Raw genomic sequence first — 14281 nt, 5'->3', positions numbered from 1 at the left:
GACGCCGGTCTGCTCCATCACGTCGATCCCTCGCCCCATTCGCTGTAGTCTTTGCGCAGCGGGTGCCCGGCGAACCCTTCCCACAGCATGATCCGCCGCAGGTCCGGATGGCCGGTGAAGCGGACGCCGAGCAGGTCGTAGATCTCCCGCTCCTCCCAGTTGACCCCCGGGTGGCAGGGGACGAGCGACGGCACCTCGGCGTCCTGGCGGTCCGTGCGCGTCTTCAAGCAGACGAAATGCCCCTGGGACGTGGATTGCACGTAGAGGGCAATCTCGATGTATTCAGGATAATCCGTGCCCGCCATGCACTCCACGTAGTTGAGGCGCCAATCCGGGTGGTCTTTGAGCAGGCTGACGGCCGCCAGCCAGTCCTGTTTGCGCACGCGCACCATCGGCGTCCGGTGCGCGGCACCCGTTTCTTCCACCGCCGCTTCCCCCAACGCCTGGGCAATCACCGCGCCGATCCGGGCTGCCGTCTCCTTGGCGGCTTCGACGCGCGGGTCGGGCGGCGCAGCAGGCTTGCGTGCCGCGGGGCGTTCGCCCGCAGGGCGCTCACCGGCGGGACGATGTCCTTCCGGATGAACACTGGCAGGGCGCGCTTCCGCTGCGACCCGGGCGGACGGCGCGTCGGCAGACTGGCCCTGCACTTGGTCGTTCGTCTCGCTCACCGTGCGCTCACCTTCCTTCCGCGCGCCTCCTGGCGGATCTTTTCCTGCAACAGGTTCAACCCGTAGATGAGGGCGGGCGGTGATGGCGGACAGCCCGGGATGTAGACGTCGACCGGGACAATCTGGTCCACCCCTTTGACCACCGAGTAGCTCCGCACGTACGGACCGCCAGCCGTCGCGCAGACACCCATGGCGACGACCCATTTCGGGTCCGCCATCTGGTCGTAGAGGCGGCGCAGGAGCGGCGCCATCTTCTTCGTCACCGTCCCGGCCACAATCATCACATCCGCCTGCCGGGGCGAGGCGCGAAAGATGATGCCGAAGCGGTCCAGGTCATAGTGGGACGCGCCTGTGCCCATCATCTCAATGGCGCAGCAGGCGAGCCCGAACGTCAACGGCCAAAGGCTGTTGCTGCGCGCCCAGGCCTTCAACTGCTCGAGCGGTGCGAGCACGAGGCCCGCCCGGCGTAGTTCGGCGTTTTCCTCAGGGGTGAGGCCCTCGTACTCGATGACGGGCAACTGCTGCGCACGGGTCAGGTCCATTCCAGCACCTTCTTTCGCCAGGCGTACACCAGACCGATGGCCAGCATGAAGATGAACAACAGCATTTCCACGAGGGCGAACCGTCCCATCTGATGGTAGCTGGCCGCCCACGGATAGAGGAACAGGGTTTCCACGTCGAAGATGACGAAGAGAAGAGCGAAGAGATAATAGCGGGCGTTGTAGCGGACGTGCGCGTCGCCGATGGGCTCGACACCGCTTTCATAGGTGGTGAGCTTCCCTGCCGTGGGCCGGTTGGGCCGAAGCAACGGGCCGAGCACCCAGAGCGCCGCCAGAGGCAGGAGGACGCCCAGAAGCATAAAGATGACGACGTACACGTACCCGTTCCAATACCGGAACATGGGGCTACCTCCAAGTCGTCGGATATGTTGCGGCCTTTCGTCATTATAACAAAGCCGTTTTTCTATGTAAAACACCGCCATCCGCGCCGGCAGGAAGCCTTTTCACCCGGCGCACGCCCGCTTGAAGCGGAAAAAGCGCCAGGGTGAAACACCCCGGCGCCCCGACCGGTCGCTTCGTCACGACGCTGCACCTTTGCCACGACGCTGCATCGTCAAGATTCTTCGCCGCCGTCATCCACGTACTTGCGCAGCACGCTGCCGTGTTCTTTCGCCAAGGCCGCCGCCCGCAACCGGTTCTCCGCCCGCTGCAGCGCCGCCTCCGCGCGCGCCACGTCGACATCCTCGCCGCGCTGGCTGAGCCGCGCTTCGGCCCGCTCCTTCGCCCGCTGCGCGCGCTCGACGTCAATCTGCCACGACAGCTCGGCGGCGTCCGCCAGGATGGTGATGCGCGTCGGCAGCACCTCGAGGAAACCGCCCGTCACGTGAATGTAGTCTTCGCCTTCGGCCACCTTCACCTTGACCAACCCCGGCTTGACGGTCGTGACCAGCGGCGCATGCCGCGGCAGGATGCCGAGATCGCCGTCGCCGCCGCGCAGCGACACCATCTGGACGTCGCCGGAGAACACGACCCGGTCCGGCGTGATGACCTGCAAGGGTACGGTACTCAACCGCGACCGCCCCCTTTCCTTCGTCTTGGTGTATTCCTCGCGTCATCAGACCTTGATGCCGTCGCGCTCCGCCGCCTCGAGCACGTCCTCGATGGGGCCGCAGTAACGGAAGTACGTCTCCGGGATGTGGTCCACTTTGCCCTCCAGAATCTGCTTGAAGCTGCGGACCGTGTCCTTGATAGGGACGTACTTGCCCGGACGGCCGGTGAACTGCTCCGCGACGAAGTTCGGCTGCGAGAGGAAGTTCTGGATCTTGCGTGCCCGCTGCACCGTCAGCTTGTCCTCGTCGCTCAGTTCGTCCATGCCGAGGATGGCGATGATGTCCTGCAGCTCGCGGTACCGCTGCAGCACCGCCTGCACGCCGCGCGCGACCTGGTAATGCTCCTCGCCGACAATCTCCGGCGTCAGCGCCCGCGACGTGGACGCCAGCGGATCGACGGCAGGATACAACCCCATCTCCGCGATGCGGCGATCCAGGTTGGTCGTCGCATCCAGGTGCGCGAACGTGTTGGCCGGAGCCGGGTCCGTATAGTCGTCCGCCGGCACGTAGATGGCCTGGATGGAGGTGATGGACCCGCGCACCGTCGACGCGATCCGCTCCTGCAACTGGCCCATCTCCGTCGCCAGGGTCGGCTGGTAACCGACGGCGGACGGCATGCGCCCGAGGAGCGCCGAGACCTCGGAACCGGCCTGGGTGAAGCGGAAGATGTTGTCGATGAACAAGAGCACGTCGCGCTGCTCGACGTCGCGGAAGTACTCCGCCAGCGTGAGTCCGGTGAGCGCCACGCGCAGACGCGCTCCCGGCGGCTCGTTCATCTGGCCGAACACCATCGTCGTCTTGTCGATGACGCCCGACTGGCGCATCTCGTGATACAGGTCGTTCCCTTCGCGGGTGCGCTCGCCGACGCCGGCGAACACCGAGTACCCGCCGTGCTCCTTCGCGATGTTGTGGATGAGCTCCTGGATGAGCACCGTCTTGCCGACGCCCGCGCCTCCGAACAGGCCGACCTTGCCGCCCTTGATGTACGGGGCCAACAGGTCGATGACCTTGATGCCCGTCTCGAACACTTCCATCTTGGTTGTCAGTTCGCTGAACGACGGCGCCGGACGATGGATGGACCAGCGCTCCTTCGTCACCACCGGCCCGGCCTCATCGATGGGCTCACCGAGGACATTGAAGATGCGGCCCAGGGTCTCCGGTCCGACCGGCACGCTGATGGGTCCGCCGGTATCCACGACCTCCATGCCGCGCACCAAGCCGTCGGTGGACGACATGGCGACCGTGCGGACCACGTTGTCCCCCAGGTGCAGCGCCACCTCCAAGGTCAGGTGGACCGGCACTTCGCCGTCGTGATCGATCCGCAGCGCGTTGTTGATGGCGGGCAGCTGGCCATCCGGGAAGCGGACGTCGACGACCGGCCCCATGACCGACACTACATATCCCTTGTTCACGTACGCTGAATCCTCCTTCACTTAAGCGCCTCGGCGCCGCTGACCACCTCGACGATCTGCGTCGTGATGGCCGCTTGACGCGCCCGGTTGAGCGAGAGGGTGAGCGATTCAATCATCTCTTCCGCGGCGTCGGTCGCGTTGCCCATCGCCGTCATGCGCGCCCCGTGCTCGGACGCCTTGGCGTCCAGCACCGCCTGGTAGACCAGGGTCTCGGCGTAGCGCGGCAGGAGCGACTTGAGCACCGTCTCCGCATCGGGCTCAAACAGAAACTGGGTACGCGACCGCGTCTCGCCGGATACGTCGGAAAGCGGCAGGACCTTTTTCACCACGGGCCGCTGCGTCACCGCGTTGACAAACTCGTTGTAGATCAGGTACAGTTCGTCGAACTGTTCCTCCGCGTACCCGCGCACGATGGCCTCCGCCAGCGGCCGCACCGACGCATAGGTGGGCGAGTCGGGCAGGCCGGTGATCTCGCCGGCCAGCGGGTAGCCGTGGCGCTGGAAGAAGTCGCGGCCGCGCCGGCCCGCCGCAAAGATGGTATAGGTGCTCTTGTCCTTGTGGCGGAACTCCTGCAGTGCCGTGCGGATGACCTGGGCGTTGTACGCGCCCGCCAGGCCGCGATCCGCCGTGATGACCAAGTAGCCGGTGCGGCGCACGGGCCGCTGCGCCAGCAAGGGATGCTTCACCCAGTGGGCCGAGCCGGCGATGTGGGCGAGCATCTCCTGCATGCGGGCGAGGTAGGGTTTGGAGTGCTGCACCGCTTCCTGCACCCGGCGCAGCTTGGCCGCCGCCACCATCTCCATCGCCTTGGTGATCTGGGCGGTGTTGCGCACGCTCTTGATGCGGCGCCGGATATCGCGTGCGTTTTGCGGCATGTGTTCTCACCACCTTGTGCGCGCGGACGCGCGCCTTGTGCGCGGCGCGCCGTGCGCCGCGCGTGTTCCGTGCGCTCGGCGCGTCCTCACGCCACGAACGTCGACTTGAACTTCTGAATGGCCTCTTTCAGCAATCCGACCGTTTCGTCGGTCAGGTCTTTCGTCGTCACGATGCTCTCGTAGATCTGCGGGTAGTTGGACGCGACGTACGCCAGCCACTCCTGCTCGAACTTCTGCACCGCCGACAGCGGCAGGTCGTCGAGGTAGCCGTTGACCGCCGCCCAGATGGAGACCACCTGACGCTCGACCGGCATCGGCTGGTACTGCGGCTGCTTGAGGATCTCGACCGTGCGCTCGCCGCGGATGATGCGCGCCTGCGTCGCCTTGTCGAGGTCCGAACCGAACTGGGCGAACGCCTGCAGCTCGCGGTATTGCGCGAGATCGAGGCGGAGCGTGCCGGCGACCTTCTTCATCGCCTTGATCTGCGCGTTGCCGCCGACGCGGGAGACGGAGATGCCGACGTTCACCGCCGGCCGGACACCCGAGTAGAACAGGTCCGACTCCAGGAAGATCTGGCCATCGGTGATGGAGATGACGTTCGTCGGGATGTAGGCCGACACGTCGCCCGCCTGCGTCTCGATGAACGGCAAAGCCGTGAGCGATCCGCCGCCCCGCTCGTCGCTCAGCTTCGCCGCGCGCTCCAACAGGCGCGAGTGCAGGTAGAACACGTCGCCCGGGTACGCCTCGCGGCCCGGCGGGCGGCGCAAGAGCAGCGACATCTCGCGGTACGCGGCCGCTTGCTTCGACAGGTCGTCGTAGATGACGAGCGCGTGCTCGCCCTTGTACATGAAGTACTCGCCCATCGCGCAGCCGGCGTACGGCGCGAGGTACAGGAGCGGAGCGGGATCGGACGCGCTCGCGGAGACCACGATGGTGTAGTCCATCGCCCCGTAGCGGCGCAGGGTCTCCACCACCTGCGCGACCGTCGACTGCTTCTGGCCGATGGCCACGTAGATGCACTTCACGCCGTTGCCCTTCTGGTTGATGATGGTGTCGATGGCGATGGCCGTCTTTCCCGTCTGGCGATCGCCGATGATGAGCTCGCGCTGCCCGCGCCCGATGGGGATCATCGAGTCGATGGCCTTGATGCCCGTCTGCATCGGCTCGTGCACCGACTTGCGGTCGATCACGCCCGGCGCCGGCGACTCGATGGGCCGGAACGTGGTGGCCTCGATGGGCCCACGGTTGTCCAGCGGCTGACCCAGCGGATTCACGACGCGCCCGAGCAGGGCCTCGCCGACCGGAACCTGGGCGATGCGGCCGGTCCGCTTGACGACATCCCCTTCCTGGATGCCGGTCACCGAACCGAGGACGATGATGCCGACGTTGTCCTCCTCCAGGTTGAAGGCGATGCCCATCACGCCGTTCGGGAACTCCACGAGCTCGCTGGCCATCACGTTATCGAGGCCGTGGACCCGGGCGATGCCGTCGCCGACCTGCAGGACGATGCCCGTATCATAGACGTTGACCTCGGGCTGGAACTGCTCAATCTGCTGCCGAATCAGCGTGCTGATTTCATCCGGACGAATGCTCAAGCGTTTCCCCTCGCTTTCCGGGATTGCCCGCTGCGCCCGCGCGGCGGGCGCGCCGCACCTCGCAACCTGCGCGTCCGCTGTGCGCGGCATCCGCACACCGCCGCGGGTCAATCCAGTCGCTTTGCGCGCATGGCGCCCGCGCGAGCCGGCCCCGGCTCAGCGGGCGTGCCAGGTGGTATGCAACAACTGCTGTTCGAACTGCGCCAGCGCGTTCTGCACCGACGCTTCGATGACGCGGTGCTTGAGCGTGATGCGGCAACCGGCGATGAGCGCCGGATTGACTTCCACGGCCATGGTGACCTGGCGCCCGAGCACGGCCCCGAGACGCTCGGCAAGCGCCTGGCGCTCCTCGTCCGTGAGGGGCCGTGCGGTCTCGACGCGCACCGTCACCCTGCCCCTCGCCTCTTCAAACATCTCATGGAACCTGCCGTAGACCGCGGCGATGTACTGGCTGCGCCCCCGCGCCAACAGCATCTGCAGGAACCGTTGAACGAACGGATGCAGGCCGTCGCCGAACACCTTGGTCAGGGCAGCCAGCTTGGCCTGCGGGTCTATCAACGGATGCTCCACGAAGCGCTTCAACTCCGGGTTGGCCGCCAGGGTCTCCGCCAGCAGGCGCAGGCTCGCATCGACCGCTTCGGTCACGCCCTGGCGCTCCGCCGCTTCGTACAAACCGCGCGTGTACCGGTTGGTGATGGTCCCGCTCAGCATACGAGCTCTCCCAGCTTCTTCTCAGCTTCCGCCAGCAGCTTTTCGTGCACCGCGTCGGTGACGTTCTGCTGCAACAGTTTGGCGGTCAGCCGGACGGTGATATCCGCCACTTCGCGCAGGGCGGCGTTGAGGGCTTCCTCCCGTTCGCGCGCAATCATCTGCCGGTTCTCCTCCAGCAGGCGCTGCGCCTCCGCCTGCGCGGCCTGCAGGATCTCGCGCGCCTGCTCGTCCGCCCGCGCCCGGGCGGCCTCGACGATGTTGCGCGCCTCCTGGCGCGCCTCCTCCAGCAGCCGGCGCTGCTCCGCCAACAGGGCTTCCGCCTGCGCCCGCCCCTCTTCCGCTTCGGAGATCTGGCGTTCGATGTACTGGCGCCGTTGCTCCAGCATGTCCGCCAACGGCTTGAACCCGTAGCGGCGGATGATGAGGAACATGATGAGAAACGCCACGATGGAGACGATAAACGTCCCGGTCTCAAACAATCACGCCACCCCCTCGCATTCCCGGCGCTGCGGCGAAGCGCCTTCCCGCAGGCAGGCCGCCTGACCGGCGATGCGGCCGGCCGGGGCGGGCACACCGGCCGGGAGGCGCCATGCTTCGCCGCGTGGTTGCCGGCTCATCACAGCGCACCGACCGTGAACAGCATGATGATGCCGAACGCGAGCGCGATGACGGGGAACGCTTCGACCAGCGCGACGCCGAGCAGGGCGCTGGCGAAAATCGAACCGCGCGCCTCCGGCTGGCGGGCGACGCCTTCGACGTACTTGCTCATCACCAGGCCGTCGCCGACACCGGAACCCACGGCGGCGAGGCCGAGCAACAGGGCGACTGCGATGTCATACAATGCAGTGGTCATGGACAGGGATCCTCCTTACCCGTGTTGGGATTTCTGTATCCATGGAAACGCCTGCGCGCCCGGGGGCGGCACAGACACCAGGACGCGACGTCAATGCGCGCCATGCCCGTCGAACGACTTGTTGCCGATGTACAGGCACATCAGGATGGTGAACACGTACGCTTGAATCGTGCTGACGAACGCGCTGTAGAACAGCCACACCAACAACAGCGGCAGGCCGATGGGGATCCATCCGAAGACGAGCGGAATGCCGAGGATGATGCCCATCAGCGCCTCGCCCGCGAAGATGTTGCCGTACAAGCGCATGCCGTGCGTCAGCGGGTTGGTGATCTCCTCGATGATGGCCAGCGGCGACGGCGAGATGAAATGCTTGAAATACTGTTTCGGATGCCGTAACCCGCGCGCGTGGCTGATGACCCAAACCATGATGGCGAGGCCGAGCGTCATGCTCATGTTCGCCGTCGGGCTGTCGAACAGCGGCACCTCACCGTGCGCCTGGCGCAGCCGCTCGGCGGTCAGGCCCAACCACGGAATGGGGTGGTCCAAGTGGATGGCGATGGTCGCGATAAGGCCCAACCAGTTGGCGACGAACAGATAGATGAGCATCGTGAACGCCAGCGGCAGGATCCAGCGCACCGCCTGCTCGTTCGGCATCGTGTCGCGCGCCATGTTCGCCGCGAAGTCCGCAATCCACTCCAACAGGTTCTGCAGTCCGCGCGGGTGGCGCATGTCGAGGCGGCGCAGGCCCAAGCGCAGGAACACGATGACGATGATGCCCGTGAGGATCATCATCCCGATGCAGGTCAGATTGATGGGAAACGTCCCTGGAAAGAGGATGGGGAATGCCGGCACTGTCTCACCTACTTTTCCTCCGGTATGCTTCCGCGGTTTCTGGCGATCCCGTACATCCCGGCGAAGACGAGGACGAAGCCGAGCAGGTACCCGGCCAACGCGGCGTACGGATTGACACCCTTCCATTTCAAGGCGACCACCAGGACGGCCACGAGCACGACGAGCCGGGTGAACAAACCCAACATCCCCGACGCGAACAAAGCCGTCCCCTGCATTCCGTCATCCAGGTGACCCTGCCGGATGAGGCTGTAGACGACGTACGCGCCGCCCGCCTCGCCGAGCAAAAGGCCGCTCGTCACGGCATGCCACGGGCGCGCCACAAACCACACGAGGAGCGTCAAGGCGAAGACCACCGCGCCCGCCAACCAGATGGCACGAATGCGCTTCTTGAGCCGTTCCAGTTCTGTCATGGCTTGTCTCCCAACCATTGCTTGACGAGAAACGCGAGCCCGGAAGCGCCGACCACGACCCCCGCCAACGTCCCGGCCGCGGTCAGCCAAACCGCGTGCCAGCGCAGGGCGAGCAGGTGGCCAAGATAGCCGAACACGACGGTACAGGCGCCGAGCTGCAACGTGGCCCCCGAAAACACTGCAAACGTTTTCCACGGACTGAGCTTCTGAAGGGGCTTGCTCTGCCGATCTCGTTCGTGCTGCGCGAACTTGTCCACCACCCCTCCCCACAGCATGGGCCGACTCACATGACGGGGAGATGATATACGGGCAACCTTACTTTGCCCGCAATGGGGGAATGCATCCATTCCGCCCGGCGGCTACCCGGGGGTACGTCTGAGGCGCTCCCATCGGCGGGACCAGCGCGCGGACCTGCGCCGCCTCCTCAGGGTTTCCTGCCAGAACCCTTTCTGATAGTACACTACGGCAAAAAAGCTTGTCAACGCACGAGAACTTCATCTAGCACCGCCTTGCTCTTGTTCTCACCGCTTGTTCACATAGACGAACGGTTGCGGACGCTCGCCGCGCCCAAAGTGATGGAGGATGGCCTGGACAATCCGCTCCGCGGCCCGGCCGTCCCCGTACGGGTTGCGCCGGCCGGCCATATCGCGGTAGGCCGCCTCGTCGGTCAACAGCCGCGCCGCCTCACGGTAAATGTTCTCCGCGTCCGTGCCCACCAAGCGCAGCGTCCCGGCCGCGACGCCCTCCGGCCGCTCCGTCGTGTCCCGCAACACCAACGCCGGGACGCCGAGCGACGGCGCCTCCTCCTGGATCCCGCCCGAGTCGGTGAGGATGAGCGTGGCGCGCGCCATGAAGTTGTGGTTGTCGATGAGGCCGAGCGGATCGATAAGCCGGATGCGCGGATGTCCGCCCAGCCGTGCGTACACCGTTTCGCGCACGTTCGGGTTCGGGTGCACAGGATAGATAAGGTACAGATCCGGGAACGCGTCGACCAACCGCCGTGCCGCCGCGCAGATGTTGGCGAGCGGCGCCCCGAAGTTCTCGCGCCGGTGGGCCGTCATATAGACGATGCGCGATCCCGCCGGCACCTCGTCCAGCACCGGATGGCGGTAATCGGGCATGACGGTGGTTTTCATGGCGTCGATGGCCGTGTTGCCGGTGATGAACACCCGCTCCATCGGTTTGCCCTCGCGCCAGAGGTTCTCGGCGGCCCACAGCGTCGGGGCGAAGTAGAGGTCCGAGAGCACGTCCGCCAACTGGCGGTTCATCTCTTCCGGGAACGGGCTGTCCTTGCGATAAGTGCGCAGACCCGCTTCGACGTGGCCAATCTGCACCCGTTGGTAGAACGCCGCCAGCGCCGCGGCGAACGTGGTGGTAGTATCGCCGTGCACCAGGACGATGTCCGGCCGCCGGCGCGCGATGACCTCCTCCAGTCCCGCCAGCGCGCGGCGGGTGACATCCCCGAGCGTCTGCCCCGGTTCCATGATGTCGAGATCGTCGTCCGGCCGGACGCCGAAGATGGCGAGGACCTGGTCCAGCATCTCGCGGTGCTGCGCCGTCACGCACACCAGCGACTCCACCTGCGGACAGCCTGCCAACGCTTGCACGAGCGGCGCCATCTTCACCGCCTCCGGCCGGGTCCCGAACACCGTCATCACGCGAATGCGCGCCTCTCCCACGCGTATCCCCCCGCATCACTTGGTGCCAAACAGCCGGTCGCCCGCATCGCCGAGCCCCGGCACGATGTAGCCGTGATCGTTCAGACAATCGTCGATCGCCGCGGTGTAGATGTCCACGTCCGGGTGCGTCTCCTGCACGCGGCGGATGCCCTCCGGCGCCGCCACCAGGCACATCAGCTTGATGGAACTCGCGCCCCGTTCCTTCACCGCCGTGATGGCCGCCGACGCCGAACCGCCCGTGGCGAGCATCGGATCGATCACGATGACGTCCCGCAGGTCCATGTGCGGCGGGAGTTTGCAGTAGTACTCCACCGGCTGGAGCGTCTCGGGATCCCGGTACAACCCCACATGTCCGACCTTGGCGTTGGGGATGAGGTGAAGGATGCCGCCCACCATCCCAAGCCCCGCCCGCAACACCGGCACCAAGGCCAACGTCTTGCCGTCGATGACCCGGCAGCGCGCCGTACCGAGCGGCGTCTCCACCGTCGTCTCGACGAGCGGTAAATCGCGCGTGATCTCGTAGGCCATCAGCATGGCCACTTCTTCGACCAGCTCGCGGAACTCCTTGGTGCTGGTGTCCTTGCTCCGGATGAACGTCAGTTTATGTTGAATCAGCGGGTGGTCCAGGACGTACGCTCGACCCAAACAGCGACACTCCTTTGGCGCATCTTCCCTGCCATTATAGCAGATGCGCCGCCCCGGGCCGGAAAATCCGCCCCAAAAGCGGGCACACTGAAGAGAGACACGTAGGAGATGGGATGTGCGGACGATGATGCGATGGTGGAAGGCGCGGCTCGCGCGGTGGCTGGAACCGGAGCTGTTGCAGCCGTTCATGCTCGGGCTGTACGTGACGATGACGCTCGTGGAGTTCGTCCGCGGCGCCATCACCCTGTCGCTGTTGCCCACGTACGGGCGGACGGTGCTCGGCTTCGCCGTCGAGTGGACCGCGCTCGCCCTGTCCGTCCACTACCTGACCGACAATCTGTTGCGCTCCCCGGTCGGCTGGATGGTGGACCGATTCGGCCAGCGGCTGCCGGTGCTCCTCGGCATCGCCGTCTCCGCCGCCGCCGTCTTGGCCATGGCGCACGCCAGGACGGTGCCGTGGTTGGTGGCGGCCGCGGCCGTGTACGGAGCGGGGGCGACACCGATGTGGCCCGCGGTCATCTCCGGCATCGGCGCGGCCACCCCCCAGGCCAAGCGGGCTTCGTTCATGGGTTATCTCTATATCTTTTGGCTGCTGGGGATGGGGATGGGGCTGGTCGTCATCAACCTGTTCGCCGGGCGCAACACATACGGACTCGCGTTCTGGTTGCTCACCGGCGTGCTCGGGGTGGCGTTTGCCGTGGCGTGGCGGACGGTGCGCAGCGAGCGGCTTTCGGCCGGGGCGGCTTCCAGAGCGGGCGCGTCCGGCGAGGACAGTCCGGCCGCCGCGCCGCGGCGCATGCGCCTCAGCCGCCGTTACTGGCGCGACCTGTGGCGCAACGTGCGGGACGTGGCCTTCCTCTTCCCCGGCATGTTCGCGCAGACGTTTGCGGTGGCGGCGCTGGTGCCGGTGCTGTCGGTGTACTTCAAGGTCGTCCTGCGCATGAGCGGCGCGATGTACAGCCTGCTGCTCGTCATCGGCGGCGCCCTCACCGTCCTCTTGCTGGTGCCGGCCGGAAAGGTCATCGACCGCGTGGGTGCGCGGCGCGTGCTCATCCCCGGGCTGCTCGTCGCCGGCGGCGGCCTCGCGGTCTACCCGCTCCTGCCGACCCGCTGGTTCACCTACGCGGTGGTCGCGGTGCTCGGCGCGGCGTACGCCTTCATCTTGCCGGCATGGAACTCCGTTCTGGACCGGTCCATCGATCCCGACAAGAAGGCGACACTCTGGGGGGTGTTCATGACGGTCGAAGGGTTCGGTTCGGCGGCAGGCCCGTACCTGGGCGGGCTGTTGTGGGACGCGGTCAGCCCGCGGGCGCCGTTTCTGCTGAGCGGTGCGGTGATCATGTTGATGGGGCTGTTGTACATCCGGTTGCCCATCGAGGCGGCGAGCCGGCACCAAACCGCATGGCACGACACCGCCCGGCCGGAAGCCGTGCCGCTCGATGCTGCACAGCACGACGCGCTTCCGAACCGAGCCGCACCGCACGAGGCCCCGCGGTCCGCGGCGCCGGAACAGTCCGGCGCCGCACCGCCACCCGCCGCCGGACAAGCCGGCCACGTGTACCTTACGGCGCGTAGCGCAGGCCCGGATACAGTGGGAAGCGATCCGTCAGCGCCTGCACGCGCCGCCGGGCTTCGGCCGCGTCGGCCTCGGTGAACGACGCGCGCAGCACCAGGTCGAACACCTCGGCAATCTCGGCCATCGCCGCCTCGTCCATCCCGCGCGAGGTGACCGCCGGGGTGCCGACGCGGATGCCGCTCGTGACCATGGGGCTGGCCGGATCGAACGGGATGGCGTTTTTGTTCACCGTGATGCCGACCTCGTCGAGCCGCCGCTCCGCCTCCTTGCCGGTCAGACCCCGGTTGCGGACGTCGATGAGGATGAGGTGGTTGTCGGTGCCGCCCGACACGAGCGAAAAACCGCGTTCGCTGAGCGCCCGGGCCAGCGCTTGCGCGTTCTTGACGATCTGCTCGCAGTAAGCGCGGAACGAAGGCAAAAGCGCCTCGCCGAACGCCACCGCCTTCGCCGCGATGACGTGCATCAGCGGCCCGCCCTGCACGCCGGGGAAGACCGACTTGTCGATGGCCTTCGCGTACTCCGCCGTGGTGAGGATGAGCCCGCCGCGCGGCCCGCGCAGGGTCTTGTGGGTCGTCGACGTGACGAACTGGGCGTGCGGCACCGGCGACGGGTGCAGACCTGTCGCCACCAGGCCGGCGATGTGCGCCATGTCGACCATCAGGAGCGCCCCGACCTCGTCCGCAATCGCCCGCATGCGCGCGAAGTCGATGACGCGCGGATACGCGCTCGCCCCCGCCACGATGAGGCGCGGCCGCGTCTCTTTCGCAATCCGCAGCACCTCGTCGTAATCGATCCGGTGCGTCTGTGGGTCGACGCCGTAGGCGGCGAACTTGTACAACTGCCCGGAGAAGTTGACCGGGCTGCCGTGCGTCAGGTGGCCGCCGTGCGCCAGGTTCATGCCGAGCACCGTGTCGCCCGGCTGCAGCACCGCGAAGTACACGGCCATGTTCGCCTGCGCGCCCGAGTGAGGCTGCACGTTGGCGTGTTCGGCGCCGAACAGCCGCTTGACGCGCTCGCGGGCGAGCTCCTCCACGACGTCCACGTACTCGCAGCCGCCGTAATAGCGCCGGCCCGGGTACCCTTCCGCATACTTGTTGGTCAAGACGCTGCCCATCGCGGCCATCACGGCTTCGCTGACGAAGTTCTCCGACGCGATGAGTTCAATCTTGGCGCGCTGGCGCGAGAGCTCCTGCTCCATGGCGCGCGCGACGTCCGCATCCCATTCGAACAACCGTGTCACGGGCATCCTCCTTCGTTGGGTCCAACTGCGCGGGCCGCGCCTCCCGGCTGCTTGCCCGCACGTTCGCCAGCCGTCCGCGCACCCGCCGCGCCGGCACCATCCGCCGCACCGTCCGGCCGCGCGTCCTCCAAAGCCAGCGCGGCCGCCCAGCGGGCC

At 66.7% G+C, this 14281-nt stretch carries 17 protein-coding genes; 1 reads left to right on the top strand and 16 read right to left on the bottom strand.

The window, feature by feature from the left end; genetic code table 11:
• Positions 1–17: 17 nt before the first annotated feature.
• From IEX97_RS10400 to upp, 15 genes are all read right to left on the bottom strand, one after another.
• Complete coding sequence (locus IEX97_RS10400; protein ID WP_188882858.1) at positions 18–668, bottom strand: NADH-quinone oxidoreductase subunit C; 651 nt, start codon at positions 666–668, stop codon at positions 18–20.
• Positions 665–1210 (bottom strand): NuoB/complex I 20 kDa subunit family protein, encoded by a 546-nt coding sequence (locus IEX97_RS10395; protein ID WP_188882856.1) that lies wholly within the window; start codon positions 1208–1210, stop codon positions 665–667. The genes IEX97_RS10400 and IEX97_RS10395 overlap by 4 nt, the downstream gene beginning before the upstream one ends.
• Entirely contained in the window at positions 1201–1569 is a 369-nt protein-coding gene (locus tag IEX97_RS10390) for an NADH-quinone oxidoreductase subunit A (RefSeq protein WP_188882855.1), read from the bottom strand. The genes IEX97_RS10395 and IEX97_RS10390 overlap by 10 nt, the downstream gene beginning before the upstream one ends.
• A gap of 212 nt (positions 1570–1781) precedes the next feature.
• Complete coding sequence (locus IEX97_RS10385) at positions 1782–2237, bottom strand: F0F1 ATP synthase subunit epsilon (RefSeq protein WP_188882853.1); 456 nt, start codon at positions 2235–2237, stop codon at positions 1782–1784.
• A gap of 45 nt (positions 2238–2282) precedes the next feature.
• Positions 2283–3689, bottom strand: a complete 1407-nt coding sequence (gene atpD, locus IEX97_RS10380; RefSeq protein WP_188882851.1) for a F0F1 ATP synthase subunit beta — start codon at positions 3687–3689, stop codon at positions 2283–2285.
• A gap of 17 nt (positions 3690–3706) precedes the next feature.
• The gene (gene atpG, locus IEX97_RS10375; protein ID WP_188882850.1) at positions 3707–4564 is read right to left on the bottom strand and encodes an ATP synthase F1 subunit gamma; all 858 of its coding nucleotides are present in this window, start codon (positions 4562–4564) and stop codon (positions 3707–3709) included.
• An 86-nt stretch (positions 4565–4650) separates the two neighbouring features.
• Positions 4651–6159, bottom strand: coding sequence for a F0F1 ATP synthase subunit alpha (gene atpA, locus IEX97_RS10370; RefSeq protein WP_188882849.1), 1509 nt, complete (start codon positions 6157–6159; stop codon positions 4651–4653).
• 156 nt (positions 6160–6315) lie between these two features.
• Complete coding sequence (gene atpH, locus IEX97_RS10365; protein WP_188882848.1) at positions 6316–6870, bottom strand: ATP synthase F1 subunit delta; 555 nt, start codon at positions 6868–6870, stop codon at positions 6316–6318.
• The gene (gene atpF / locus IEX97_RS10360) at positions 6864–7349 is read right to left on the bottom strand and encodes a F0F1 ATP synthase subunit B (protein ID WP_229776806.1); all 486 of its coding nucleotides are present in this window, start codon (positions 7347–7349) and stop codon (positions 6864–6866) included. The genes atpH and atpF overlap by 7 nt, the downstream gene beginning before the upstream one ends.
• A gap of 137 nt (positions 7350–7486) precedes the next feature.
• A complete protein-coding gene (gene atpE / locus IEX97_RS10355) occupies positions 7487–7723 on the bottom strand; it encodes an ATP synthase F0 subunit C (RefSeq protein WP_188882847.1) in 237 nt (78 codons plus the stop codon).
• A gap of 90 nt (positions 7724–7813) precedes the next feature.
• Entirely contained in the window at positions 7814–8575 is a 762-nt protein-coding gene (gene atpB, locus IEX97_RS10350; RefSeq protein ID WP_188882846.1) for a F0F1 ATP synthase subunit A, read from the bottom strand.
• 8 nt (positions 8576–8583) lie between these two features.
• Positions 8584–8985: a hypothetical protein gene (locus IEX97_RS10345; RefSeq protein WP_188882845.1), complete on the bottom strand. Its 402-nt coding sequence runs from the start codon at positions 8983–8985 to the stop codon at positions 8584–8586.
• Positions 8982–9260, bottom strand: coding sequence for an AtpZ/AtpI family protein (locus IEX97_RS10340; protein ID WP_229776805.1), 279 nt, complete (start codon positions 9258–9260; stop codon positions 8982–8984). The genes IEX97_RS10345 and IEX97_RS10340 overlap by 4 nt, the downstream gene beginning before the upstream one ends.
• 246 nt (positions 9261–9506) lie before the next feature.
• Positions 9507–10640, bottom strand: coding sequence for a non-hydrolyzing UDP-N-acetylglucosamine 2-epimerase (gene wecB / locus IEX97_RS10335; protein ID WP_188882877.1), 1134 nt, complete (start codon positions 10638–10640; stop codon positions 9507–9509).
• A 39-nt stretch (positions 10641–10679) separates the two neighbouring features.
• A complete protein-coding gene (gene upp, locus IEX97_RS10330; RefSeq protein ID WP_188882844.1) occupies positions 10680–11309 on the bottom strand; it encodes a uracil phosphoribosyltransferase in 630 nt (209 codons plus the stop codon).
• 124 nt (positions 11310–11433) lie between these two features.
• Between upp and IEX97_RS10325 the strand changes: the two genes are divergently transcribed.
• A complete protein-coding gene (locus IEX97_RS10325) occupies positions 11434–12963 on the top strand; it encodes an MFS transporter (protein ID WP_188882843.1) in 1530 nt (509 codons plus the stop codon).
• Here the strand turns inward: IEX97_RS10325 and glyA are convergent.
• Positions 12872–14131: a serine hydroxymethyltransferase gene (gene glyA / locus IEX97_RS10320; RefSeq protein ID WP_188882842.1), complete on the bottom strand. Its 1260-nt coding sequence runs from the start codon at positions 14129–14131 to the stop codon at positions 12872–12874. The two genes, IEX97_RS10325 and glyA, sit on opposite strands and share 92 nt — an antisense overlap.
• Positions 14132–14281: the final 150 nt, after the last annotated feature.

Origin of the sequence: Paenalicyclobacillus cellulosilyticus (assembly GCF_014647315.1) — a bacterium.
GTDB lineage: Bacteria > Bacillota > Bacilli > Alicyclobacillales > Alicyclobacillaceae > Alicyclobacillus_J > Alicyclobacillus_J cellulosilyticus.
Note: the sequence above shows the minus strand (reverse complement) of the source record. Positions and strands in the feature narration are given on the sequence as shown.